We start from the raw sequence: 23,351 nt of genomic DNA, 5'->3' as shown, positions 1-23,351 counted from the left end.
TAAAGGGTGGTGGTGTCGTTAGCAACACCCCACCCCAGAACTATCCCTCGACTTGTGGATTATTCAACATTGATCAACTGTACAGTGCCATCCGGTAGCACTTCGGCTATCTGACCACTGGGCTCGTCCATAAATTGTACCAGGAAGAATACTACGGCAGCGGAGGCGCCGATCACCATAAAGAATGTAGAATAATCAACGAAGCTAAGTACGGTTAGGTAACACACCGCGCCAACGTTGCCGTAGGCTCCGGCCATACCGGCAATCTGACCTGTCATGCGACGCTGAATCAGTGGCACCACCGCGAAGACAGCGCCTTCGCCGGCTTGAACAAAAAACGAACAGGCCATAGTGGCAATAACGGCCAGCGGAATCCACCATTCACCATCAATCTGGCTGAGGACGAAATAGCCCACCATCAGACCCAGAATCAGCACGCTCAATGTTTTACGACGTCCGATAGTATCACTCAGATGGCCACCGGTAGGCCGTGCGACTAAGTTCATGAAGGCAAAACCTGATGCCAGTAGGCCTGCTTTGACCGGATCCAGACCTTCGAAGGTTTCCAGAAAGAACAGGGGTAGCATCGATACCACCGCCAGCTCGGAGCCAAAGGTAACGAAATAGGCAATATCAAGTACCGCAACCTGTTTGAACTTATAGCGTTGAATTTCAGGTACGCCGTTTTTGAGGTTCTCTTCATTTACATGATAGATGGCTCGCAGTTGCACTACAAAAAGAACCGCCAGTACGACATAGATAGCGTAGGTAGAGAACTGATCCAGTAGGCCAATGTTGCTGGGTGATAGTTTCCAGGCAAGCACCGCGAGTGCGGCATACATCGGAATGTTCATCAGAATGTAGAAGACAAAGTCTTTCTTGCTGGTAACTTCCAGACCACCGTGTTTTTTGGGTTTGAAATAGGTAGAACCCTTCGGTGTATTACGCGCTACTTTGTAGAATATAAAGCCGTAAATTATCGCGATTATACCGATGGATATCAGGGCATAGCGCCAGCCGTTTTCACCACCGTACATCAGAGCGATAGTCGGCAGTGTCATGGCACCGGCAGCGGAACCAAAGTTACCCCAGCCACCGTAGACACCTTCGGCAACACCGACCTGTTTTGCCGGGAACCATTCACCAACCATACGAATGCCGATAACAAAGCCAGCGCCGATAAAGCCACTGAGAAAGCGCATAATGGCTAGTTGTTCATAGGTCTGTGCCAACGCAAAACCGATACAAATAAAACCGCCTATGACCAGTAGCATGCTGTAGACGATTCTGGGTCCATATTTATCTACCAGCGTGCCGACCACAATACGTGCGGGAATAGTGAGTGCTACGTTGAGTATCATCAGCGCCTTGACCTCAGCACCGCTAAGGCCGAATACATCTTTGATGTAAGCGAGCATTGGAGCATGGCTGAACCAGACCACAAAGGTCAGGAAGAAGGCAAACCAGGTGATGTGTAATGTTTTAATTTTGGGGTCGCCAAAATTAAGTAAGCTAAATTTGCTAGTGGACATTTGACTGCTCCGGAGGTGTTAACCTCTGCCCTAAAGATGTAAGGATAGAAAAATTTAGGTTACAAAATAGGCCTTTTCACGATAAAAACCGTTGATACATATCAACGATAGGGAGTCTCTTCTATGCCTGTTTATGCTGATATACTCCCTTGGTGGTAGGGTATGATATTTTTGTTAACTATATGATTTATAATATAAAAATGTATTTTAATGAGTTGTGTTTTATATGCTTTTGCTGAAATGACCTCTTAGGAGGTATCTAAGGCTGAATTGGCAGATATCGGAGGTATTTAACCGAGAAGAAAATAATTTTGCCTTCAGAAGTGGCTGTATCATTCCATGATAGAAGTCAAACTTTGAACGTGCAGAGGAGGTAAGGTTATATCACTTCAGGATGATTTGTTTTCATTGGGTGCTGGGTTAGCCTGAATGACGTTGTTGTGCCGATATATATCAGCGACACCTCCAAAACCCGTTTGTGGACTGATTCAGGTTTGGTGTCAGTGGCATGCAATAATTCAGGCTCAAATAGACAGAAATTTTGCCCCTCGTTACTTCTGTCCGAGGGGTTTTTTTGTATCTCGATGGGAACTACTTCGTCGTAGTTTGATTCATTAAAGAATCAGTAAATCCCGATGGCATATATACAGACATAAGGCCGATCCTGGTTCTTTATCAGCCAAGCCCTTCCTGAACGGCCAGTACCGCGACTTCTACCCGAGAGCGCAAGTGAAGCTTTTTAAAGAGATGTTTTACATGAACCTTCACGGTGCCTTCAGTAATATTTAGTTTACGGGCAATTAACTTATTAGGCAGGCCGCCGGCGATTAGTTTAATGATCTGCTTTTCTCTGGGGGAGAGACTATTGATGTCCGGTCCTGTTCGTTTACGGTTGCTTTGTAGTGCCTGGGCCAACACGGTAGACAGACGTTCACTGATAACCATCTTTCCATTAGCAGCCTGATTCAGGTTGGTCAGCAGCTCTTCAGGTTCCATATCTTTGAGAAGGTATCCATCTGCGCCGGCTTTCAGCGCTGCAATGACGTCTTCTTCATTATCAGATACGGTAAACACCACAACCCGGGAGGTGATGCCTGCATCTCGTAATAGCTTAAGAGTTTCGATACCGTTGATTCTGGGCATGTTCAGGTCTAGCAGTATCAAATCGGGCTCTAGTTGAATCGCCTTCTCAACGCCTTCTTCTGCATCGCTGGCTTCACCTGTCACTAAAAGCTCAGAGTCCAGCTCTATCAGTTGTTTTACCCCTTTGCGTAATAGGGGGTGGTCATCAATCAGAAGAATTGATGCGGGTCCGGATTTATTATTATCTTCTGTATTCATTACTATCTCTTAAGTCTGTTTAGCCGAAAATTTGAGGATCACCCGGGTGCCGCTTGATTCTCTATTTTCCACTTTAAGTTCACCATTAAGGGTGGAGCTTCGGTCCTGCATGATGACCAGGCCGTAGTGGCCGGAAGTATCTTTATTTACAGGCAAACCGATGCCGTTATCTTCTACGCAGACTTCCATGTGGTTGCCGCTTTGGGTTACCTGTACAGAAGCCTCAGTCGCCTGACTGTGTTTTACCACGTTAGCGAGAGCCTCCCGTACTAATTGTAATACATGAATTTCTTGGTTGGCGGTCAAACTCTGCGGCAATAAATTGTATTTTAGCTTGATCTCAGAGTTTAATCGGTCAGAAAATTCTTTAACAGTAGATTCAAGAGCGGGTCGAAGTCCAGGCTGATCTAAAGTCAGACGGAAAGTGGTGAGTAGTTCCCGTAACTGGTAGTAAGCATTGTTGAGTCCTTCTTTCAGCTCATTAACAACATCATCGATCTGTTGTTCACTCTGATGTTTTTTTCGCAAGATTTGAAGTCGGCCAACCTGCATCTTCAGATAGGAAAGCGATTGCGCCAGCGAGTCGTGCAGTTCGCGGGCGATAACGGCTCGCTCCTCCATCAGGGACATGTGCTGCTCCTGTGAGGCTTTCAGTTCCAGTGATAATACAGTTCCCAGGTTATCAACCAACGTTTCTATCAGGGTTTTCTGGTCTTCTGTGAGTGGAGAAGAGAGTGCGTAAGCTATGGTGAGCTCACCAAAATATGCCTCTCGGGTTTGAATAGGAAAGTTAGCCGATTTATACGGACGGTTTTTCAGTGAGGGTACGATACAGTCGCTACAGCTTGTCTGCATGCAGTCTACTGGCCGTTTCTCTTGCTGGGTGGTTAGTAGTCGATAACTGCTGGGCTGACTTGGATCGCATAACGTAACGCTTACAGGGCCAATTGGCAGCGTTTCTTCCAGTTCTTTCATGACGGGCATCAGACGGCGACAGATGTCCTCATCCTGGTTGAAGCGTCGGGTTGCTTTGTACAGCAGTTGTAGTCTCTGGTTAGTATCACGGAGCTCCGTCGTTTTCTGCTGTACACGGTTTTCCAGGTCGGCATAAATTTTAGACAGCTCTCCTGCCATGTGATTGAACGTTGTGCCCAACAGGCCCAGTTCGTCATCACTCTGATAATAAACCCGGGCGGTAAGTTTACCTTCACTGGCTTCTTTGGATGCACGCAATAATTGTCCAAGGGGCTCAACCACATTGCACTTAATATCATATAGGGCGATAAAGATGATGATTACAGTCATTAATAAGCTGATGCCCTGTACCAGACTGAGCAGTTTGATTTTTGACTCAGTACTGTGTTCCAGCAATCTGACCATATGATCGATACGGGTTACAAAATCTTTAAGCATCTCCAGATTTTTAGCGCCATTAACTGGGCTTTGTTGTAGCTCCATTTTTAAACGTGGAGATAAAGCGCTTTGCCACTCTGACATCAGAGACTGATAAACCTGATAGAGTTTGTGATCCTTACCCTCGGGAATAACATCTGTCAGCACCGTATCATTGATACGAATGTCAAACTCGTCGATGGAATCTAATACTCGGGTTAAGGCTTTATTCGATGGGGCGCTTTCGTACTGTTGGGTTTCAGCAACGATTCGATAAGACATCATACGCAGAGAACCGGCCAGATTTATACCCGCGGCGTCTCCCTGAGTGCTTTCTGCCACTATCACCGAGCTGATCATGCTGATGAGTGCCATCAGGCTGATCGCAAACATCGCCGTACCCAAACGGGTGATGATAGACTTTTTTAGAAAATTCATTTGGGCTCCTGTCCTCAGAAAACGTCTGTACTCACAAAGAACCTGTGTGTTATCTGGTGTTTCTTCAGGATTGAATCAGGGTATCAAAAATACAAGGTAAAACATAAAGTTACAACTATTGCTGGTGGTACTACTAAAGAGGTATTTTGAGAAAAACGCACTAATTTCAGTGAGTTGTGTATTGATTTGGGTCAATACCCGTATGCGGTAGAGGGTTTAGCTTAGCAACAAGTCCATAAACCGGATAGTGACCAATGCCTGCCCAGGAAACCCAAAAACAGATATCAGCCCTGATCATGAGTACCTTGCTCTTTGCGGCCTGTTTTGCCACCTGGACGCTGATTTCGGTTATTGGTTTGCAGATTAAACAGGATTTGCTACTGAGTGAAACCGAGTTCGGTTTACTGATAGCAACCCCGATTTTAAGTGGTGCGTTAGCTTGTTTACCGATGGGTATTCTGGCGGAACGTTTCGGCGGCCGTAGACTGATGTTAGGCGTGGTATTGCTCGTGAGCATACCGTTGTATGGTTTCGCTTATGCACAGTATTACTGGCAATACCTGACGCTCGGACTATGTATCGGCTTTGTGGGTAGCACCTTTGTCATTGGCATTCATTACGTTTCATCCTGGGCTTCACGGGATAATCAAGGTCTGGCAATGGGAGTCTTTGGTGCTGGTAACCTTGGTGCAGCACTGACCAACCTGGTTGCCCCGCTGATTATTATTGCTTACGGCTGGCGTATGGCGCCTATTGCCTATGCTTTTGTGCTGGTATTGCTGGTGCTTTTTTTCTGGTTGTTGACCCAGGATGATCCCGTACATCAGCGTCGCAGCGAACAGAAAAAATTGCTATCTCTGAGTGAAATACTGACTCCGCTGCTGGAGCTACGGGTGTGGCGCTTCGGTTTGTATTACTTCTTTATGTTTGGTGGTTATGTCGCACTGACACTCTGGCTGCCAGATTATTATGTCCATCATTATGGGCTGGATCTGAAATCAGCTTCTTTCATTACTTTGTTGTTCACGGTGCCGGGAGCGTTAGCCCGGATTCTCGGTGGCTGGTGCGCAGACCATCTTGGCGCGCGTCAGGTTAACTGGAGCGTGTTCTGGGTCTGCTTGTTTTGTTTGTTCTTCCTATCCTATCCCCCAACCACGATGACTATTCATGGTTTTGAAGGAGACTTCACCTTTGCGCTGGAAATGCCTGTTTGGTTGTTTACTGCGTTGATTATGGTAGTGGGCATCGCTATGGGGTTCGGGAGTGCCAGTGTGTACCGCGTCGTTTATGACTATTACCCGGACCGGATGGGAACGGTTGGAGGCGCCGTAGGACTGCTGGGTGCAATCGGCGGTTTTGTCCTGCCGATTATGTTTGGCCTGGTGACAGACCTGTTTGGGATTCGTAGTTCCTGTTTCATGTTGCTATACGGATTACTAGCGCTGTGTATGACGGTTATGTATTACGGCATTAACCGGCAGGAGAGCCAGAATCGTTTACAGGAAGCGATTCGAAATAACTTTTTACAAGAAAAACTTGATTCCTGATTGTTGGGCCAGCGCAGACGTATAAGTCAACGCTAAGCCAGCACAGGTAGGGTTTGAAATCGTAGGCAGCAGGAGACGAACTCCTGACTGCTTTATTCTGGAGAGTCAGTCATGTCTGATCTAAAAAAATGGGATGTCGAGAACGATAAGTTCTGGGAAGAAGAAGGGAGGAGGGTAGCTAACCGCAACCTGTGGATTTCTATCCCAAGTTTGTTGTCTGGATTTGCTGTCTGGTTGTATTGGGGCATCATTACCGTACAGATGCTTAATCTGGGGTTTGATTTTGATAAAGCGGAACTGTTTACGCTAGCGGGTATTGCGGGTCTGACCGGAGCAACACTGCGTATACCCAGTAGTTTCTTTATCCGGATAGCGGGTGGTCGGAATACTATCTTCTTCACGACGGCATTGTTGATGATACCTGCTGCAGGTGCTGGCTTTGCCTTACAGGATAAGGATACTCCACTGTATGTATTCCAGATTCTGGCGTTCTTGTCGGGTATTGGTGGTGGTAACTTCGCTTCTTCAATGTCCAATATCTCTTTCTTCTTTCCTAAAAAGAAGCAGGGTCTGGCACTGGGTCTGAATGCTGGTTTGGGTAACGCAGGTGTTACCACAATGCAGATTTTGATTCCTCTGGTGATGACTTTTGGTATCTTCGGCGGTGAGCCGATGATTCTGGAAAACACCTCCGGTACGCTGATTGGTAAGATTCCTGCCGGATCTGAAACTTATATCCACAATGCTGGTTTTGTCTGGCTGGTGCTGCTGATTCCTCTGGCAATTGCTGGTTGGTTCGGTATGAACAATATTCGTACTGATGCTGTATCGCCTGATATTGGCTCTCCGATCGGTTCTATGGGTAAGATTGCAGGTCTACTGTTGATCGGTTTCTTCACCGCCGCTTGTGGCTTGTACATTATCTTGCCAGCCCCTGTTGGTATTGGTGCACCGGGTTGGGCGAAGTGGCCTGTTATCGCGGGTATCCTGTTCTCAACTATCATGCTGATGAAGATGATTCCAGGTGATATCAAACCAAATCTTCAGCGTCAGTTTAAGATTTTTGATAACAAGCATACCTGGGTGATGAGTATCATCTACACCATGACCTTTGGTAGCTTTATCGGTTACTCAGCAGGTTTCGCACTGGCGATCAAAGTAGTCTTCGGTTATCAGCATTTGATGGTTGATGGCTCAATGACGCACAACGTTGTTAATGCGAATGGCCCATCTGCATTGATGTATGCATGGATGGGGCCCTTTATCGGTGCCCTGATTCGTCCAATCGGCGGCTGGATGGCCGACAAGATGGGTGGTGCTAAGGTTACTCAGTACTGCGCAATTATCATGATTGGTAGCGCACTGGGCGTAGCTTATTTCCTTAAAGCAGCTTACCAGTCAGCGACTCCGGAAGAGTTCTTCGTTCCGTTCCTGCTACTATTCTTGCTACTATTCGCTGCAACCGGTATCGGTAACGGCTCAACCTTCCGTACTATCGCGATGGTATTCCCGAAAGAACTGGCGGGTCCTGCCCTGGGTTGGACTTCGGCTGTTGCTGCATACGGTGCGTTCTTGATTCCTAAGATCTTCGGTGAGCAGATTAAACTGGCGACACCTGAAAATGCGTTGTACGGTTTCGCTGCGTTCTACCTGGTTTGTCTCATTCTGAACTGGTGGTACTACCTGGGACCAAAAGCTGAATATAAAAACCCGTAACAGGGTCACTATCGGGGCCTTCGGGCCCCGTTTTTTTTGCTCAACTAAAGGTTGCAACAAAGTCATCGTCAATGAGCTACGTATATAGTTGCTAACCCCTTATCCTCTCGATGTTTAAGACTTCTTCGGCTATATAGTTCCTCCTCAGCCAAGGTTTCTGCACACCTTCTATCGGTCTATGTGGATTACTGAACTCAGCATAAGACAGTTAAATTCTGATTTCTGATGTAATTGAACATACAGACAGTCAGGTTTCTACGGTTTAGTGCTGCTTTACTAATTTTCTCTAAAACAGGAATGAACTGTAATCATCCTCACTAAACTGTCTAAAATCCTTTATCATATGCGCCCGAGAATTTTAGGGAGGTGTGGACCGGCCGCTAATGGCTTAGAATATCCGCAAAGAATAGCGTGAAGCTATTCGCACTTTCCTTAGCTATAGCAAGGCATACAGAGGATTTATCATGAAGTTTTCAGCATTAGATCTGGCTCCTGAGATTCAGCAGGCTCTGGATGCCTGTGGCTATAGTCAGATGACCCCTGTGCAGGAAAAGGCCATTATCCCTGCACGACGGGGCCGAAATCTGTTAGCGAATGCCCAGACGGGCACAGGTAAAACGGCTGCGTTTAGTCTGCCTATCCTGCAACAGATACATGATCGACCTAAAGCAACCGAATCTGGCTGTCCACGGGCACTGATCCTAACACCCACACGAGAGCTGGCCGAACAGCTGGCGGACACTATTAAGCGCTATGCTCAGTTTCTACCCCTGACAGTGACCGCACTTTATGGCGGTGTGAACATGGATGGTCAGCGTAAGAAGCTGAAAGCTGGCGTTGATATTGTGATCTCTACACCGGGTCGTTTGCTGGAGCATGTGGTGCAATGCAATGTCAGCCTGGCTAAAGTTGAGTTTGTAGTATTGGATGAAGCTGACCGAATGCTGGATATGGGCTTTATTGCCGATGTTAGTGCATTACTGCAGCAAACCCCTGAAAAACGTCAGACGTTGATGTTTTCAGCAACCGTTACCCCTACGGTAAACGAGTTTGCTAAAAAGCTGATGACTCGCCATGACGTGATTCGTGTCGCCAAACAGAATGCGACGGCTGATACTGTGGAGCATGTAGTCTACCCGGTTGAGGAAAAGCGTAAGGCTGATCTCTTTGCAGAGCTAATTAATAAGCATCAGTGGTACCAGGTTCTGGTGTTTACCAGTACTAAGGCTCAGGCTGATTCATTGTTGGTTGACCTGAAGATCGATAATATTCCGGCGGCTATCTGTCATGGTGATAAGTCTCAGGGATCGCGCCGTCGTGCGATTGCTGATTTCAAAGCGGGTAAAATTCAGGTACTGGTAGCGACTGAAGTGGCAGCCCGGGGGCTCGATATTCAGGGACTTGAATTGGTCGTGAATTACAATCTACCCTATCTGGCGGAAGACTATGTACATCGTATTGGTCGTACCGGCCGCGCAGGCTCAGAAGGTAAAGCGATCTCTTTTGTAAGCCGCGAAGAGGAACGGGCTCTGGACGATATTGAACGTCTGATAGGAGCGCGGATTCAACGCATCTATATGCCGGGTTACGAAGTAGGCAGCCGGGATAACTTGCGCAAGCAGCTACATAAAAAAGCCCATAAACCCCGTACTAACAAAACAGGACGCACTAAAATTATTCGTGCAAAAGGCGGTACGATAAACTCGACAGCTAAGAATAAGAAGAAGTAAAGATAAAAGATAACAGTGGCTGGAATGTCGTAAAAGCTACGGCTTGCTAGCCACGTTATATATTCCCTCCTGACTCTCTCCTTAACGTACCGTTAATATCTTAATAATGGTTGAAGACTTTAGTCTTATGGTATACAACTAAGGTATGAAGATTAGCTGGCGGCTTGCCAGCTTTTTGGTCTTTATCAGCGGTAATAAAAAAATAATAATAAAGTAGCCGGAGTGGTTACAGGAGCACGCGAGAATGATGTCTGTATTAAACAATCAGAATGACTTCTATAATTTTTTAAAAGGCTCAGGAGTCCCGTTGAAGCATAGCTGGACTCCTCGTCAGTGCAGTCAGGCGACTCTTGCCTGGTTAGTTGATCAAAACGATATTGTTCGGACTCAGTTTGCCGTAACGGTGACCGAGCTTCAGGATAATACCGAGGTACTACAACCCGAGATTAGAGAAGCCTTATCGATTCTGGCTGAAGAGTGATCCTGGTCTCGTAGCGTTTTAAAATCTCTTCTTTGTCATAGTTCAGTCAGTCTCATCCGTATTATCATACTGAAAAAAACTGATACAGTTTTTTCCTTTCTTTTTAGCTATATACATAGCGTGGTCAGCCCGACTTAACAGACTTGATGTATCCCGGCCGTGGTCGGGATAAAGCGCAATACCAATGCTGGAATCAACTTTTAGAGTGAGTCCGTCCTCAGTTGTAAAATTACGTTTTATAGATTGTTTGATTTTTTCAGCAAGCTCAAGCGCAGACGTAGTATTGTTGATATCGGGCAATAAAATGACAAACTCGTCTCCTCCCAGTCTGCTAACCGTATCTTCTTCGCGTAATAGTTTACGCAGCCGCTGGGCGGTTTCAATTAGCAGCTGGTCGCCAGCTTTATGGCCATACTGGTCGTTGATCTCTTTAAAATAATCCAGATCGATGAAGAGTACTGCCAGCTTTGAGTTACGACGGGCTGAGTTTTGCAACGATAGCTCAAACCGGGCATCCAGTAATAGACGATTAGGGAGGCCGGTGAGAGGGTCGTGATGAGCCATATGCTCAAGCATCTCTTCCTTAGCTTTCAGGGCAGATATATCCGATATAGCACCGACGAAGTGAGTGATCTTTCCAGCAGGGTTTTTGACCGAACTGATTGAACTCCACAACGGGATTATTTCACCGCTCTTTTTCTTGTTCCAGATAACACCTTTCCAGCAGCCTTCTTTTATAATCTGCTGCCACATTGATGCGTAGAAGCTCTGATCTTGCTGGCCGGATTTAAGAAATCGTGGGTTTCTCCCTAATACTTCTTCTTGCTGATAACCGGTGATCTGCTGAAATGCACTGTTTACTGAGACAATCTCAGTATTGGCATTGGTTACAATAATTCCTTCTTCGATATTTTCATATACTGTCCTGGCAAGTAGTTTCTGCGCCTGAGCCTCTCTTTGTTGAGTGATGTCCGCAATCAGTATGACGGCACCGATACATCGATCATCTTTGACTATAGGAGAGAGCCTGATTTCAGCGATAAAGTTTCTGTCGGATTGATCGCTTAAAGGTATCTCGTAATGAAGATCTTTCTGCGTTGCCTGAAAGGCTTTCAGAATAGTCTGGACTGAGGTGTCATCCGCATATACACCTGATAGCTCAGGTTGTTTCAGTACTTCAACCAGAGGTTTTCCCAGTAACAGTTTTTTTTCGGAGTAACCAAACAGCTTCAGGCCGGCGATATTTGTAAAAGTACAGTGTCCGGCTATATTGATACCGAATACCCCGTCAGCGGTTGAATTGAGCAGTAAGCGCATTCGATACTCACTTCGGTGTATGCGGTTCAGGAGGGGAGTTGTGATCAAATGAAAGCCGATCGCGCCGATGAATATTAATATTACACCGATAGAGATACTGATTACTGATGCCCGGATAAAGGGTTTGCGAAATTCTGCAAGATCTATCTTGGCGACGATGCCATAGTTCAGAAGTTTTATTGGTTGATAAGCAGCCAATACCTGTACCCCCCGGTAATCTTCAGTGACGAGGGTCCCGGATTTACCGGCAAGTGCAAGCTGCATAGGTATAGCTACATTTTCATATTGGTATAGCCGTGTCTGATTATGTATGTTGTCTGGACTTGTATGTAGATGACCGAGAAGAAACTCAATATTACCGTTAATCTGCTTAGCTAAGGCAAACTCACCTGTGTCCCCAAACCCCCTGTGATCCTTATAGGTATTAAGAAGTAAAGCCAGGGCTGTTGCTTCTGTCTCAGCGGAATAGGGCTTAGCTTTACCTTCTAGCGCACTGAATGTGATGGATTCAATGAGCTGGGCCTGGCTTCCGACTGTTTCTGTCAGTCGTTCTGATGCATGCTGAAAAGCCGTTTCATAAAGCTGTTGGATTGTGGTGATGATAACTATCAACATCACCGTAACCAGGATGGCTATCAGCATATGTGTGCTTTTATAAAGCGAAAATCTCATTCCTATTTACCCTTCATTTCTCATTACTCAGTTTAGTTGAGATAGCTAGGGAAGCTTAGTGGGGAGAATGTTCATAGGTATTTCAACGAGATATATCAATGATTACGGCGAGTTGATATAGGAAATAGCCGGTGTGTTTGATCTGGGTCGCTTTTTTATAAACAGCGGCATGATATTAGGACTTTTTCTTATATACCCCTCAGTCTCAATTTCTGAAAATAGTCACAGAGAGTTGTTTTAATCTGATTGATGTTGAAATGCTCTGACTGTTAATAATTCTAAGGAGCTGGGCATGTATACGGGTACAGTGAAGTGGTTTAACAATGCGAAAGGGTTTGGGTTTATAGTGTCTCCAGATTTTAATGAGGATCTGTTTGTCCACTATTCATCGATTGTTAGCGAAGGCTATAAAAGTCTGAAAACGGGTCAGGAGGTGCAGTTTGAAGCCGCACCGAAGACAGAGGGCGTACACGCTGTCAATATAATGCCGCTGGCAGCAAGTTAAGCTTTAATAAATTTAGCATGAAGCCTGGGGGGGAGTTCATGTTTAGATGATTCATCTGATAACGTTGCGCTGTTGCTTCTCCGCACGCTGAGCTGAGAACAGTTCAGATACGCCCATCCTGTTCACAATTCTCATTGTCAGCCGTTATACTTCTATATGAAAATTATGACGGAGAGCCTGATGCACAGATTGACACCTTCCTCCGCTGACGTGCTTGCTATCCCCGTTCGTGAATGTGGCGAACCACTTGTTGATATTCGTGTTATGGCGGGGCTGCAATACGGGCCCCCACCGGAATGCCCCGAAACGCAGAATGACTATACCTTTGTCCGGCAAGGGGTTTATGAACGCTTGCTGCATGCACAGTCACTGTTACCAAGAGGGGTTGCTTTGCGGCTATATGAGGGTTATCGAAGTCTTAACGTTCAACGTATGTTATTTGCCGATGAGCTTGATAGAGTGCGTGAGCGCCAGCCAGAGCTGCCTGAATCAGAGCTGTTTGAAGAAACGACCCGGATGGTATCAGCGGTCGCTTATCCGGATGGAACGCTCAATATTCCTCCGCACAATACCGGTGCAGCAGTCGATCTGTTTCTGGTTGATGAGAGTGGCCAGGCGCTGGATTTCGGTATGGATATTTATAAGTGGATAGAAACAGAGCCTGATCTTTGTTTGACTCATGCGCCGGGAATTAGCGATGTCGTCGTGCAGAACCGTCAGATGCTGGTGGACGCTATGACGAGTGCCGGCTTTGTGAATTACCTTCAGGAGTGGTGGCACTTCTCATACGGCGATCGATTCTGGGCCTACCTGAGCGGCCATGATCATGCGATATATGGTGGGGTAAGTCACCAGTAAACAGCTTGTTCATGGTCGTTGTTACCAGAAATGTGCCAAGTCATTACAGACCCAGAGTGTTAATGAATGACGCTTATCAAAGAGAGCATAACTCAGATGAGGGACGGAGATTCACGTTATAAATTCATCTGAGTTAGCGTAAAGGTAGGTTATATCCCCAGGAAGTAATATGTACTTCTACAGCCACAGGTTTGTTTGGCTAACTTATGCGCGTTAAAAGTCAGCGATTACATCTCATTACATTTACAAACAACTTACTACATTTCCCCGGAATCAGGTTTACACCCTGCAGTTAGTCTATTTCCTGTACTCAGTTTATCTGTCAGCCCCTCCAGAACTATTCCCCTTATGTTTTGGTTGATTGGCAGTGGTTATAAAATCCTGGACAGATTTCAGGGCCTGAAGATTATAAAAATATCGCGCGCTAGCGGAGGAAATATCGATGAAGAAATCAAATGACCGGAATGTGTCTGGTTATCTGCTGACAGCAGCTGTTGCAGCAGCAACCGCAGCAATGGCTATGCCAGTACAGGCGTACAATCTTTATAGTGAAAATGGTTCTGAACTGAACCTGGATATCGAAGCTGTAGTAGGTACGTTCAGTAGTGATGAAAACTATTTCGGCAAAACGGGTGATGGTTCCAGCTGGCAGGAAGGTTATCTTAAAGCCGGCTTGAGCGGTAGCCATGCCTTAAGCGAATTAAACTCTGTATACGGCGGACTTAACTTTGTTTCTTCAGGTACCTGGGGTGATGGCGATGCTGGCGGAAATACTGACGGTAGCGAACGTCGTACCGCAGTCGAAGATGCTTATGTCGGTTTCCGAACTGATATGCTGGACCTGTCTTTTGGTCGTCAGAACTTCTCAATCGGTGACGGGTTCCTTATCAACGGCGATGCATTAAATCTGGGTGAGGGAGTGTTTCCTGACTCAAACCGAGGTGGCGCATATTGGTTAGCAGCCCGTAAAGCATTCAACCAGACAGCGATTGCACGTATTGGCGGAGAAGATGGCCTGCGCGGCGATCTTTTCTATCTTGAATCAGATAATAAAGCACAGTCTGAAGTTGAGCTTGGCGGTGCAAACATTGAGTATGTTACTGAAACAGGTACTTTCGGTGCTACGTATATCAAAGGTCTTGATGCCGTAGATAATGCTAAGCGTGATGGGCAGAAGACTGTCAGTGTTCGTTTTCAGGGTAATGCCGGTGTCGAGAACCTGTTCCTGTCAGCGGAGTATGCTGATCAGTCGCAAGGTGACAGCTCTGATGATGCAAACGCATGGTATGCAGAAGCGGGCTGGACCTTTTCTGATGTAGCCTGGACGCCACAGCTGACCTATCGTTATACGAAGTATGAAGAGAATTTTGACTCGTTGTTCTTTGGCTTTAACCGTGGTTACGGAACCTGGTTCCAGGGCGAAGTGGCAGCCAACTATGCTGGGCCATTTGGTTCATCCGCATCTATTCAGCATGTTGCCCTGAAAGCATCTCCAACCGAAATGCTATCAGTCGGAGCGTTGTATTTTGACTTCAGCGACTCAACAACTTTTGGTGCTAACTCTGAAGGACAGGAATTAGATCTTTATGCCGAATGGGTTGTTAATGAGCATCTGATTATTAGCCCTCTGATTGGTGTCTATTCTCCTGATAGTAGTAACCAAACTCAGAATACTACTTCTGATAACTTTTATGCTCAGGTTATCGCGATTGTACCGTTCTGATTGTGTAACATAACTATAATATAGGCCGGGATTCTAGGATCCCGGTATTTCGGTAATGAAGGAATATGAGAATGAAAGAGTATTCACTGATTATTAAAGGTCAGAAAGTCGCCGGTAACGGTGGCAATTTTGACGTTTTGAACCCAGCGACTGAAGAAGTTGTTGCTCTCTGTCCTCAAGCCAGTTTAGAGCAGCTTGATGAGGCAGTAGTTGCGGCACAGGCCTGCTTTGAAACCTGGCAATATTCTAGTCATGATGAGCGTAAAAAATTGTTACATGACATAGCCGATCGTATTGAAGTCAATGCTGCTGAATTGGCTCAGATTGTTGTTGAGGAGCAAGGTAAACCTATGTTTCTTGCACAGGCTGAAGTGGGCGGCGCTGTTGCCTGGACCCGTGCGACAGCAGACCTCGAGCTACCAATCGATATTCTTGAAGAAAACGAGAGTAAGCGAATCGAAATCCACCGTAAACCGCTTGGCGTTGTCGGTTCTATAACGCCGTGGAACTGGCCGCTGATGATTGCTGTCTGGCATATTATGCCGGCTATCCGTTCTGGTAATACTGTCGTTTCTAAACCTTCAGGTCTGACACCGCTAAACACGTTGCGATTGGTCGAAATTATCAATGAAGTGGCGCCGCCAGGGCTGGTCAATATTGTTACCGGAGAAGGTGATATTGGTAACGGCATGACGAAGCATCAGGGCATCCGTAAGATTGTATTTACGGGCTCTACTCCAACAGGTCAGACCATCATGCGAGGGGCCGCTGATAACCTCAAACGCCTGACGCTTGAGCTAGGCGGTAACGATGCAGGTATTGTACTAGCGGATGCCGACCCAGCTGCGATAGCTGAAGCTATCTTCCAGACCTCATTCCTTAACATGGGGCAGACTTGTGCTGCATTGAAACGCCTTTATGTTCATGACTCTATCTATGAAGAGATGTGTGAGAAATTGGCAGAAGTGGCTGCTAAACAGGTGGTGGGCAATGGTCAGACAGAAGGCGTTACTTTTGGTCCTATTCAGAACAGGAAGCAATTGAATCTGGTTAATGGGTTAGTCGAAGATGCCCGTGCTAATGGTGCACGAGTTCTATGCGGCGGCTCTCCGATAGAAGGCGCCGGATATTTTTATCCGCCAACCATTGTTGCTGATGTTACTGATGGCTGCCGTCTTGTTGATGAGGAACAGTTTGGCCCTGTATTACCTGTAATTCGTTACAGTGATGTTGAAGATGCGATTAAACGGGCAAATGCGGCCGATGTAGGGCTGGGAGGCTCAGTCTGGTCTTCTGATACTGCTAAAGCGGCAAAAATAGCAGCCCGTCTGGAATGTGGAACCGCTTGGGTGAATGGCCATGCCGAGTTGCTACCATATGCGCCATTTGGCGGCTGTAAAATGTCGGGATTTGGTGTTGAATTTGGTCAGGAAGGTTTATTGGAATACACATCGGCTCAGGTTATTAATATTAATAAATGAGCCGTATTGATAAAAAGCCTTCAGGCTATTGCAGTAGAGTGATCAGTAAGATTTAAACAAGTATTAATGTTTCAGGCTAGCCTATCGCTGCTGATGGGTTAGTTTGAATAACGTTTAAAGCGTTCTTTCTCACCTGCCGGGAGGTCCCCGTGCACATGCTTCCTGGCTAGAATCGGAAGTTTTGCCCCTCGATCGAGGGGCTTTTTTATTTACACGATGAGGGCTCTCAGTTGCCTGAACGGCTCTGTTGGGTATGTTGGTGTAGTTCTTTTAGGCTTATTTCCAGAAGAGTATTCAACTCCGCGTGTGTACCCTCCGTTATCGCTTCGTTTTCCTCCTCTAATGCTTTGGATTTTAGTGACAGGGCCAGAAGACCAAAATTCGCCGATGCCCCCGCCAACTGGTGAGCAATATTTCGAAATTGTTCGTCATTGCCCTGCAGGCGCGATTGTTCCATCTTAGTTGTAAGTTGTTCGCATTGTTGCTGTAGCTGATCGATCAGTTTGGTGAATTTTTCCTGCCCAAGCATGGAGCAGTGTTGGTCAACCAGGTGTTGGTTCAGCAGAGGAACCTCATTACGCGTGGCAGTAGTCAATTTCGAACTGGATCCTTCTTCAACAGGGTTTGTCATAAAGGTATTAGCGGTCTCAAGGTTAGTATTGTGCTTACCGATTAGCTGTTGCAGTTCTTTGTATTGAAGCGGTTTACCTACCACCGCATCAATACCCGCAGCATGATAGTTATTGATTTCCGCCTCAGTAACGCTAGCGGTGAGAGCGATTACTCGAATATTGGCTTTTTTAGGGTTTAGGTGTGCCCGTATTCGGCGTGTGGTTTCCATGCCATCCATATCGGGAAGATGAATATCCATGAGTATCAGATCATAGTTATTTTGATTATGTTTTTGCAGGGCGGTATAGCCGTTTTCTGCAATGTCGACCTGATGACCATCGCTTTCCAGTAGTCCCTGAGCAACCAGTTGATTGATGACCGTATCCTCAACCAAAAGAATGTGCAGGGGTTGTCCGGGTTTTGGTGCTGACACCGCTGTAGTATTACTCTGGTCTGCAGAAGTTAATACATAGGGGATACTGAACCAGAACTGGCTGCCGTGTCCCTCGGAGCTGCTAAAGCCGATCTGTCCCTGTTGAAGTTCAACAATTTTTTTACTTATGGCAAGACCCAGTCCGGTACCGCCGTAGCGACGAGTAATGGAAGAGTCAGCCTGCGAGAAATGTTGAAAAATACGATGATGTGACTCTTCTGGAATACCGATACCGCTATCTTCAACAATGAAGCTGATGTTTGCTGATTGAACCGTTTGGATGCATTTGACTGATATTTTAACAAAACCTTGTTGGGTGAATTTAATCGCATTGGCGCAAAGGTTCATCAAAACTTGTCCCAGGCTCCGTCGGTCACCGAATATGGTGTCAGGTAAAGGGTCAAGAATATTCAGTTCAAATGAAAGGTGTTTTTCCTGCATCATGGGTCGTAGCATCAATTCGAGTTCATCGAGTACCTGACTGACAGAGAAGGGGGTCTGGTCCAGTTCAACCTGGCCGGCTTCTGCTTTGGTAAAGTCGAGTACATCATTGAGGATAGATAACAGGGTCTGCCCGGATTGATAAATTGCCTTCACTTGTTTCTGTTGTTCAGGGTGGAGATGGCCTTTCTCAAGTAGTTGAGCCATGCCGAGAATGCCATTCATAGGCGTTCTTATCTCGTGACTAATTGTTGCCAGGAACTCAGACTTCGCCTGACTGGCGGCCTCAGATTTTTGAAGGTTTAGCTGAGCTTGCTCTTTTGCTTTACGTTCAGTGATATTAGTAAGAGAGCCTTCGTAGTAGAGGGGTTTGCCCTGATCATCTAGTTCTCTTCGTGCCGAAATGGAGACATTGACCGGTGAGCCATCCCGCCGTTGCCACTCTGTTTCGAAGCCTGTCACCCGGTTATCATCAGACAAAAGATTCAGGAACTGGTGCAGGTCCTGGCTGTTGATAAAGCACTGACTACCAATATCAGTGATGGTGTTGAGGAATTCTTCAGGGTTTCGGTATCCGAGTAGTTCGGCTAAGGCGGGGTTGGCTGAGATAAAGTGACCTTGTGCGCTGGCTCTGAAAATTGCTTCCACAGTATTTTCAAACAGTGAGCGAAACTCCTGTTCTGAATGCTCCAGACTTGAGTAAAGTTTTGCATTCTCGATGGAGATTGCCGCCTGTGCTGAGAGAATTTGCAGGGTTTCCATTCGGGAAGGGTCAAATACATTTCGGCTTTGGTTATTTTCTAAATAAAGAAGGGCGGTTAGTTCACCGTGATACAAAATTGGCATGCAAAGTAACGAACGGGGTTTGTGCTTGCGGATATAACTATCCTGCATAAACATGTCGTGACGGTGGGCATCACTGAGTACCACAATCTCTTTGGTACGGGCGGCGTAATGAACAATGCTCACCGGCAAGGTTGTATTGTTATCCAGAGCCAGACTGTTGAAAAACTGAGGCGCTCTTTCAAGGACTGTTTCCGCTTCTATATAGAGATTACCTTTTTCTTTAAGAATAAGAATTGCCCGCTGGGCGCCGGCACTTTCCAGCGCCAGTGCCATTAGTCTTCCCAAAAGTTTCTCGAGCACTATTTCATCTGAAATAGCCTGGGAGGAACGGATAACCGAGATAGTGTCCAGTTGTTGATTGGAGAAATGCTCAGCCTGATCGACGCTGACAAGTGTGTTGTTTCTGTTATTCTCGCTGAGATTCCGACCACCGAATAACTCAGGATATTGCGTTTGTAGTTGGTGTAGTTTTGGTTTGAGTTGTAGGTGGAGGTAGCCATTCCAGGCCTCGTTTAGGTAGGTGCGGGCAATATTCTGTTTATCCCATTCAATATAGCAACGACCAGCCAACTCCCGGGCCAGGGCGGCGATAAGGTAAAAGTGGTTCTTTTGGGCAGCATTGATCGCGCTATCGTAAAAGTCCATCGCTTTACTGAAGTGGCGATTAACGCGATACAATTCAGCCTGTAGAAGATGCTCAACGTGTTGATGGTTTTCTGGACAATGGCGTGCCCAACGTTTAAATCGTCGTAGAATTTGGCGTACTTTTTTTAACTTATTACTTTGTTGCAGAATACTGGTTTCAGGAATAAGCGCTATCTGGGAAAGTGCGATTATAAATTCGAAGCAGGGGGCCGTATAGGTTCCGCCAATGTGTGGCAGGTAAGGGCTACCTGTTTCACAATGGTGATTTGCCTGTTGATAGCTCCCCATAATAAAGCAGAGTATTGCACTGTAATAGTGGTACAGACAGATCGCTGTGCGGTGATCTTCCTGGTGGATTTCATCTAATAATTGCTGGCTGAAGAAATCTCCAAATAAGCGGGTTGGATCATCGCTATTACCTAGTAGGTTATCTATCGCTTGCAGGGCCAGCAGTGAATATTGAGTGGATTGTTTCTGGCCATATTGCCGGAGAGAAGCCGTGTGATTCTCTATGATGGGTTTTAGTTCTGCGAAATTAGTTGTTTGATTAAACGCAAACTGAATCCAGGCTGCAAGACAGTAACTACCCCATTCGATATCCCCGCAGTCTAACGCTTGTTGATGTCCGTCGAGTAAGGATTCGAGTGATAGATTCAGAGGTTCTTTCCAGTGCCGTACATAGGTATCAAACAGAGAGCTGGTTCGGTGGTGAATTAGTCTATTCGGCTGGCGCTGGTCAAGCTCCATGGCGATTTTACCTAACGCATAACCCTGATTGATGGCTGAATATGTACCACACAAAATACCGCCATACCCGGCAAAAGCCATAGAGGAATGCGCTGTCAGTCCACGAGTCAGTGTTAGCTCTACTTCTTTAGCCATAACCAGGGGGCGTAAGGCCGAACTGGAAAACTTCACTACTCCGAACATACTGGCCAGAATTGATAATGCTGCCAGGTCGTAGGGGTCTTGCATCGGTTTGGCTTCCAGGATCTGCTCCCGGCTACGTCGATGTAACAGCCATTGGGTACGAAGTACTCCCTGCCAGGTCTGCCTTTTACTGGGTTTGACGGGTAGCTCAACGCCTAGCATGCGTAATATTTGCAGAGCGACTTGCATCGCTTGCTCGAACTGATTTCTGGCAACATGAGATTGAATTCTTATCTCATAGACTTTTACCTGATCCAGAATATTGTTGCTATTCTCAATAACCTGATCGATCAGATAGTTCATCTGTTCGAACTGAGAGCTAATGTAAGCGGCTTCTGTTCCACTGGTATAAAGCGATAATGTTAGATCGTAATGTTGTTGCCAGCGATCCTCTGAGAGTAACTCAATACCCGTCTGAAAGTACTCCTGGGCAGCATCAAAGGCAGCTGAGTCCAGCGCCTGTATGCCTGATTGACAGTTAAGCGAGGCGAGCTCTATCAACTGATCTTCTGACTCGATCAGGTTTCGGGCACTGTTGAGGTGATTAGTGACCTCGAATACCGGAATGTTGTGCCGATTTGAAACGCGCTGCTGCAAAAGCTGGCCGATCTTCAGGTGTAATGCTTGTCGCAGGTTTTCCGGAATCAGAGAGTAGGCGGCTTGTTGAATTCGGTCATGTATAAATCTAAATCGATGGCGATCAAATGTCAGGCCAGAACTGCTGGCATAGTTGATATCCAAAGGAATTAATAAACCTTCGCGAACAGCATCCATCAGGTTCTTTGTCGTGGTGTTTTCACTTTGTTCTAACACAACAGACAGGGTATTAAGATCAAACGGGCTACCGATACAGGCAGCCATTTGCAGGGCTTTCTGGCTTTCATCTGAGAGTTTTTGAATCTTACTGACCATCAGATCGATAACGTTATCGCTCATCTCCCGAGATTGAATCTTAGTTTCGTCCCATTGCCAGCGGTTTTGATGGAAGCTGATTAGCCCTTCGTCATAAAGTGAGTAGAGTAGCTGGATTAAAAAGAATGGATTTCCCTGGGTTTTCTCCATGCAGATCTGAGCGAGTGCTGTGCAATGCTGAGGCTCAGTGCGTAAAGTATCAGCGATCAATCGGGTCGTTTGAGTTTTGTTAAGCGGTTCAAGGAGAATCTCGCTAATGCGACAATTTCCCTGTTTCAATCGATTTATTGTCAATGCCAAAGGGTGTGAATGGCCGACAGCCTGATCACGATAACTACTGACAATCAGTAGATTAGGCATATCGCCATCTTCACATAAAGAAGAGATCAGGTTGAAAGATGCCAGATCACCCCAGTGTAGATCGTCAAGAAACAGAAGGAGTGGGGTTTCAGGCGTCGCAAATGCACTAATGAGTGCTTTGACCAGAATAGAGAAACGGTTCTGTTCTTCAAAAATAGACAGTCGCTGAGACGTTAATGGTTTCCCAATGATCAGTTCAAGTTCTGGTACCAGACTTATAAGAGTGTGTGCGCTTTGTCCCAGTGCTTTACATATAAGATCGCGATGGACAGAGATATCCTGATCGCTTTCAGTCAATAACTGTCTGATTAATCCCTGTAAGGCGAGAAATATACCTGAGTAGGGTCTGTTTCGGCGAAATTGATCGAACTTACCACTGATAAAACGACCATTTTGCTCATGGATATAGTGGCGCAGCTCGTGCACAAGGCTTGATTTTCCAATGCCCGCATAGCCGGTAATTAGAATTAACTCCTGGCTTTGAGGGGCTCTGTGATCAAAGCTACTGCGTAGTTTCTGAATAATTGCGGCACGTCCATAAAGACGTTGCGGTACGGAAAAGTTTTCAGAGATATCTTTGCGGGCTATGTTAAAGAGTGGGATGTTTTGTTGCTGATTCCAGCAATTAAGACATTTCCTGAGATCTTCGGTGATACCAAAACTTGACTGATATCGTTCGGATGCATCTTTGGCCATTAGTTTTAGAATAATCCGGCTTAGCATCTCAGGTAATGCTGGATTAATATCATTAGGGGCTTTGGGTTGTTTGGCTATATGACAGTGGATCAGTTGTAGCCGATCTTCCCCCCTAAAGGGAGGGCGTCCGCAGAACATCTCATACAACACCACTCCCAGACTATAAAAATCACTGCGATAATCGATATGACGATTGATGCGCCCGGTTTGCTCCGGTGCCATATATTGCAGATCATCGATGGATAGTTGCTGTGAATTCCAGCTGGCTTGCTCTCGGGCTAGCCTGGTAGAAATTGCAAAGTCGATTAGCTGAACATCTTCGGTGTCAGGTAACCAAAGGATGTTATCGGGTGATAGTTTTTTATGGATAACCCTTTCACTGTGTAACCGACCCAGCAGCTCGCTGAGGCAGATCACCATGGGTAATACCTGCTCCCAGGGGTAGCGCTTTTTTTGCATCATCTGTCTGAGGGAAAGGCCGCCCAGGTCAGGGAGTATGAGCGTTGTTTGGTTATCAATACTGTTTAGGGGTAATGGCGTGGCTACACCCTCGATATCCAGTGAACTGAGTAACTCATACTCATGTTCAAAACGACCGATATCTTCCGGGGTTGTGATATTTCTATTGAGTTGCTTAATGATGACCGGTTGAAGGTCACTGTCTCGAAGAGCGCGACTGACAGTGCAGTGTTTACCACGGTGAATAATTGTCTGGATCTGAAAGCCAGGAGTATGCTTCATCA

The 23,351-nt window shown here is 46.2% G+C and carries 13 protein-coding genes; 8 read left to right on the top strand and 5 right to left on the bottom strand.

The annotated features are described in order from the left end of the window. Nucleotides 1-59: 59 nt before the first annotated feature. The 3 genes from AMJAP_RS12775 to AMJAP_RS12765 all read right to left on the bottom strand — a co-directional run bounded on the left by AMJAP_RS12775 (nt 60) and on the right by AMJAP_RS12765 (nt 4,703). Nucleotides 60-1,532 carry a NarK family nitrate/nitrite MFS transporter gene (locus tag AMJAP_RS12775; protein WP_019620155.1) on the bottom strand — a complete coding sequence of 491 codons (1,473 nt, stop codon included), beginning with the start codon at nt 1,530-1,532 and terminating at the stop codon, nt 60-62. A 675-nt stretch (nt 1,533-2,207) separates the two neighbouring features. After that, nucleotides 2,208-2,873, bottom strand: a complete 666-nt coding sequence (gene narL, locus AMJAP_RS12770) for a two-component system response regulator NarL (RefSeq protein ID WP_019620156.1) — start codon at nt 2,871-2,873, stop codon at nt 2,208-2,210. A 9-nt stretch (nt 2,874-2,882) separates the two neighbouring features. After that, nucleotides 2,883-4,703 (bottom strand): ATP-binding protein, encoded by a 1,821-nt coding sequence (locus tag AMJAP_RS12765; RefSeq protein ID WP_019620157.1) that lies wholly within the window; start codon nt 4,701-4,703, stop codon nt 2,883-2,885. Between the two features lie 254 nt (nt 4,704-4,957). Between AMJAP_RS12765 and AMJAP_RS12760 the strand changes: the two genes are divergently transcribed. The 4 genes from AMJAP_RS12760 to AMJAP_RS12745 all read left to right on the top strand — a co-directional run bounded on the left by AMJAP_RS12760 (nt 4,958) and on the right by AMJAP_RS12745 (nt 10,177). Next, nucleotides 4,958-6,250, top strand: a complete 1,293-nt coding sequence (locus AMJAP_RS12760) for an MFS transporter (RefSeq protein ID WP_019620158.1) — start codon at nt 4,958-4,960, stop codon at nt 6,248-6,250. 111 nt (nt 6,251-6,361) lie between these two features. Further along, on the top strand, nt 6,362-7,966 hold the full coding sequence (locus AMJAP_RS12755) for an MFS transporter (protein ID WP_019620159.1): 1,605 nt from the start codon (nt 6,362-6,364) through the stop codon (nt 7,964-7,966). 464 nt (nt 7,967-8,430) lie between these two features. After that, the gene (locus AMJAP_RS12750) at nt 8,431-9,696 is read left to right on the top strand and encodes a DEAD/DEAH box helicase (protein ID WP_019620160.1); all 1,266 of its coding nucleotides are present in this window, start codon (nt 8,431-8,433) and stop codon (nt 9,694-9,696) included. Between the two features lie 244 nt (nt 9,697-9,940). Continuing rightward, nucleotides 9,941-10,177 carry a hypothetical protein gene (locus AMJAP_RS12745; protein WP_019620161.1) on the top strand — a complete coding sequence of 79 codons (237 nt, stop codon included), beginning with the start codon at nt 9,941-9,943 and terminating at the stop codon, nt 10,175-10,177. Nucleotides 10,178-10,219: 42 nt separating this feature from the next. On the opposite strand, the gene AMJAP_RS12740 is transcribed toward AMJAP_RS12745, so the two are convergent. Continuing rightward, nucleotides 10,220-12,166 carry a diguanylate cyclase domain-containing protein gene (locus AMJAP_RS12740; protein WP_083935219.1) on the bottom strand — a complete coding sequence of 649 codons (1,947 nt, stop codon included), beginning with the start codon at nt 12,164-12,166 and terminating at the stop codon, nt 10,220-10,222. A 292-nt stretch (nt 12,167-12,458) separates the two neighbouring features. On the opposite strand from AMJAP_RS12740, the gene AMJAP_RS12735 reads away from it, so the two are divergent. The 4 genes from AMJAP_RS12735 (at nt 12,459) to AMJAP_RS12720 (ending at nt 16,733) form a co-directional block, all read left to right on the top strand. Continuing rightward, complete coding sequence (locus AMJAP_RS12735; RefSeq protein WP_019620163.1) at nt 12,459-12,671, top strand: cold-shock protein; 213 nt, start codon at nt 12,459-12,461, stop codon at nt 12,669-12,671. 180 nt (nt 12,672-12,851) lie between these two features. Then, nucleotides 12,852-13,529 carry a M15 family metallopeptidase gene (locus tag AMJAP_RS12730; protein WP_040403989.1) on the top strand — a complete coding sequence of 226 codons (678 nt, stop codon included), beginning with the start codon at nt 12,852-12,854 and terminating at the stop codon, nt 13,527-13,529. Nucleotides 13,530-13,971: 442 nt separating this feature from the next. Next, a complete protein-coding gene (locus AMJAP_RS12725) occupies nt 13,972-15,252 on the top strand; it encodes an alginate export family protein (protein ID WP_019620166.1) in 1,281 nt (426 codons plus the stop codon). Nucleotides 15,253-15,323: 71 nt separating this feature from the next. Continuing rightward, nucleotides 15,324-16,733, top strand: a complete 1,410-nt coding sequence (locus AMJAP_RS12720; RefSeq protein WP_019620167.1) for an aldehyde dehydrogenase family protein — start codon at nt 15,324-15,326, stop codon at nt 16,731-16,733. Nucleotides 16,734-16,959: 226 nt separating this feature from the next. Here the strand turns inward: AMJAP_RS12720 and AMJAP_RS12715 are convergent, their stop codons facing one another. Continuing rightward, nucleotides 16,960-23,349: an AAA family ATPase gene (locus AMJAP_RS12715; protein ID WP_019620168.1), complete on the bottom strand. Its 6,390-nt coding sequence runs from the start codon at nt 23,347-23,349 to the stop codon at nt 16,960-16,962. Between the last annotated feature and the right edge of the window lie 2 nt (nt 23,350-23,351).

This window comes from Amphritea japonica ATCC BAA-1530, assembly GCF_016592435.1.
GTDB lineage: Bacteria > Pseudomonadota > Gammaproteobacteria > Pseudomonadales > Balneatricaceae > Amphritea > Amphritea japonica.
This window is presented reverse-complemented; position numbering and strand designations above follow the sequence as displayed.

Coding starts and splice junctions, on each gene's coding strand:
- AMJAP_RS12730 (WP_040403989.1), top strand. CDS start 12,852: ATGCACAGATTGACACCTTCCTCCGCTGACGTGCTTGCTATCCCCGTT.
- AMJAP_RS12720 (WP_019620167.1), top strand. CDS start 15,324: ATGAAAGAGTATTCACTGATTATTAAAGGTCAGAAAGTCGCCGGTAAC.
- AMJAP_RS12735 (WP_019620163.1), top strand. CDS start 12,459: ATGTATACGGGTACAGTGAAGTGGTTTAACAATGCGAAAGGGTTTGGG.
- AMJAP_RS12740 (WP_083935219.1), bottom strand. CDS start 12,166: ATGAGATTTTCGCTTTATAAAAGCACACATATGCTGATAGCCATCCTG.
- AMJAP_RS12750 (WP_019620160.1), top strand. CDS start 8,431: ATGAAGTTTTCAGCATTAGATCTGGCTCCTGAGATTCAGCAGGCTCTG.
- AMJAP_RS12725 (WP_019620166.1), top strand. CDS start 13,972: ATGAAGAAATCAAATGACCGGAATGTGTCTGGTTATCTGCTGACAGCA.
- AMJAP_RS12760 (WP_019620158.1), top strand. CDS start 4,958: ATGCCTGCCCAGGAAACCCAAAAACAGATATCAGCCCTGATCATGAGT.
- AMJAP_RS12745 (WP_019620161.1), top strand. CDS start 9,941: ATGATGTCTGTATTAAACAATCAGAATGACTTCTATAATTTTTTAAAA.
- AMJAP_RS12715 (WP_019620168.1), bottom strand. CDS start 23,349: ATGAAGCATACTCCTGGCTTTCAGATCCAGACAATTATTCACCGTGGT.
- AMJAP_RS12775 (WP_019620155.1), bottom strand. CDS start 1,532: ATGTCCACTAGCAAATTTAGCTTACTTAATTTTGGCGACCCCAAAATT.
- AMJAP_RS12765 (WP_019620157.1), bottom strand. CDS start 4,703: ATGAATTTTCTAAAAAAGTCTATCATCACCCGTTTGGGTACGGCGATG.
- AMJAP_RS12755 (WP_019620159.1), top strand. CDS start 6,362: ATGTCTGATCTAAAAAAATGGGATGTCGAGAACGATAAGTTCTGGGAA.
- narL (WP_019620156.1), bottom strand. CDS start 2,873: ATGAATACAGAAGATAATAATAAATCCGGACCCGCATCAATTCTTCTG.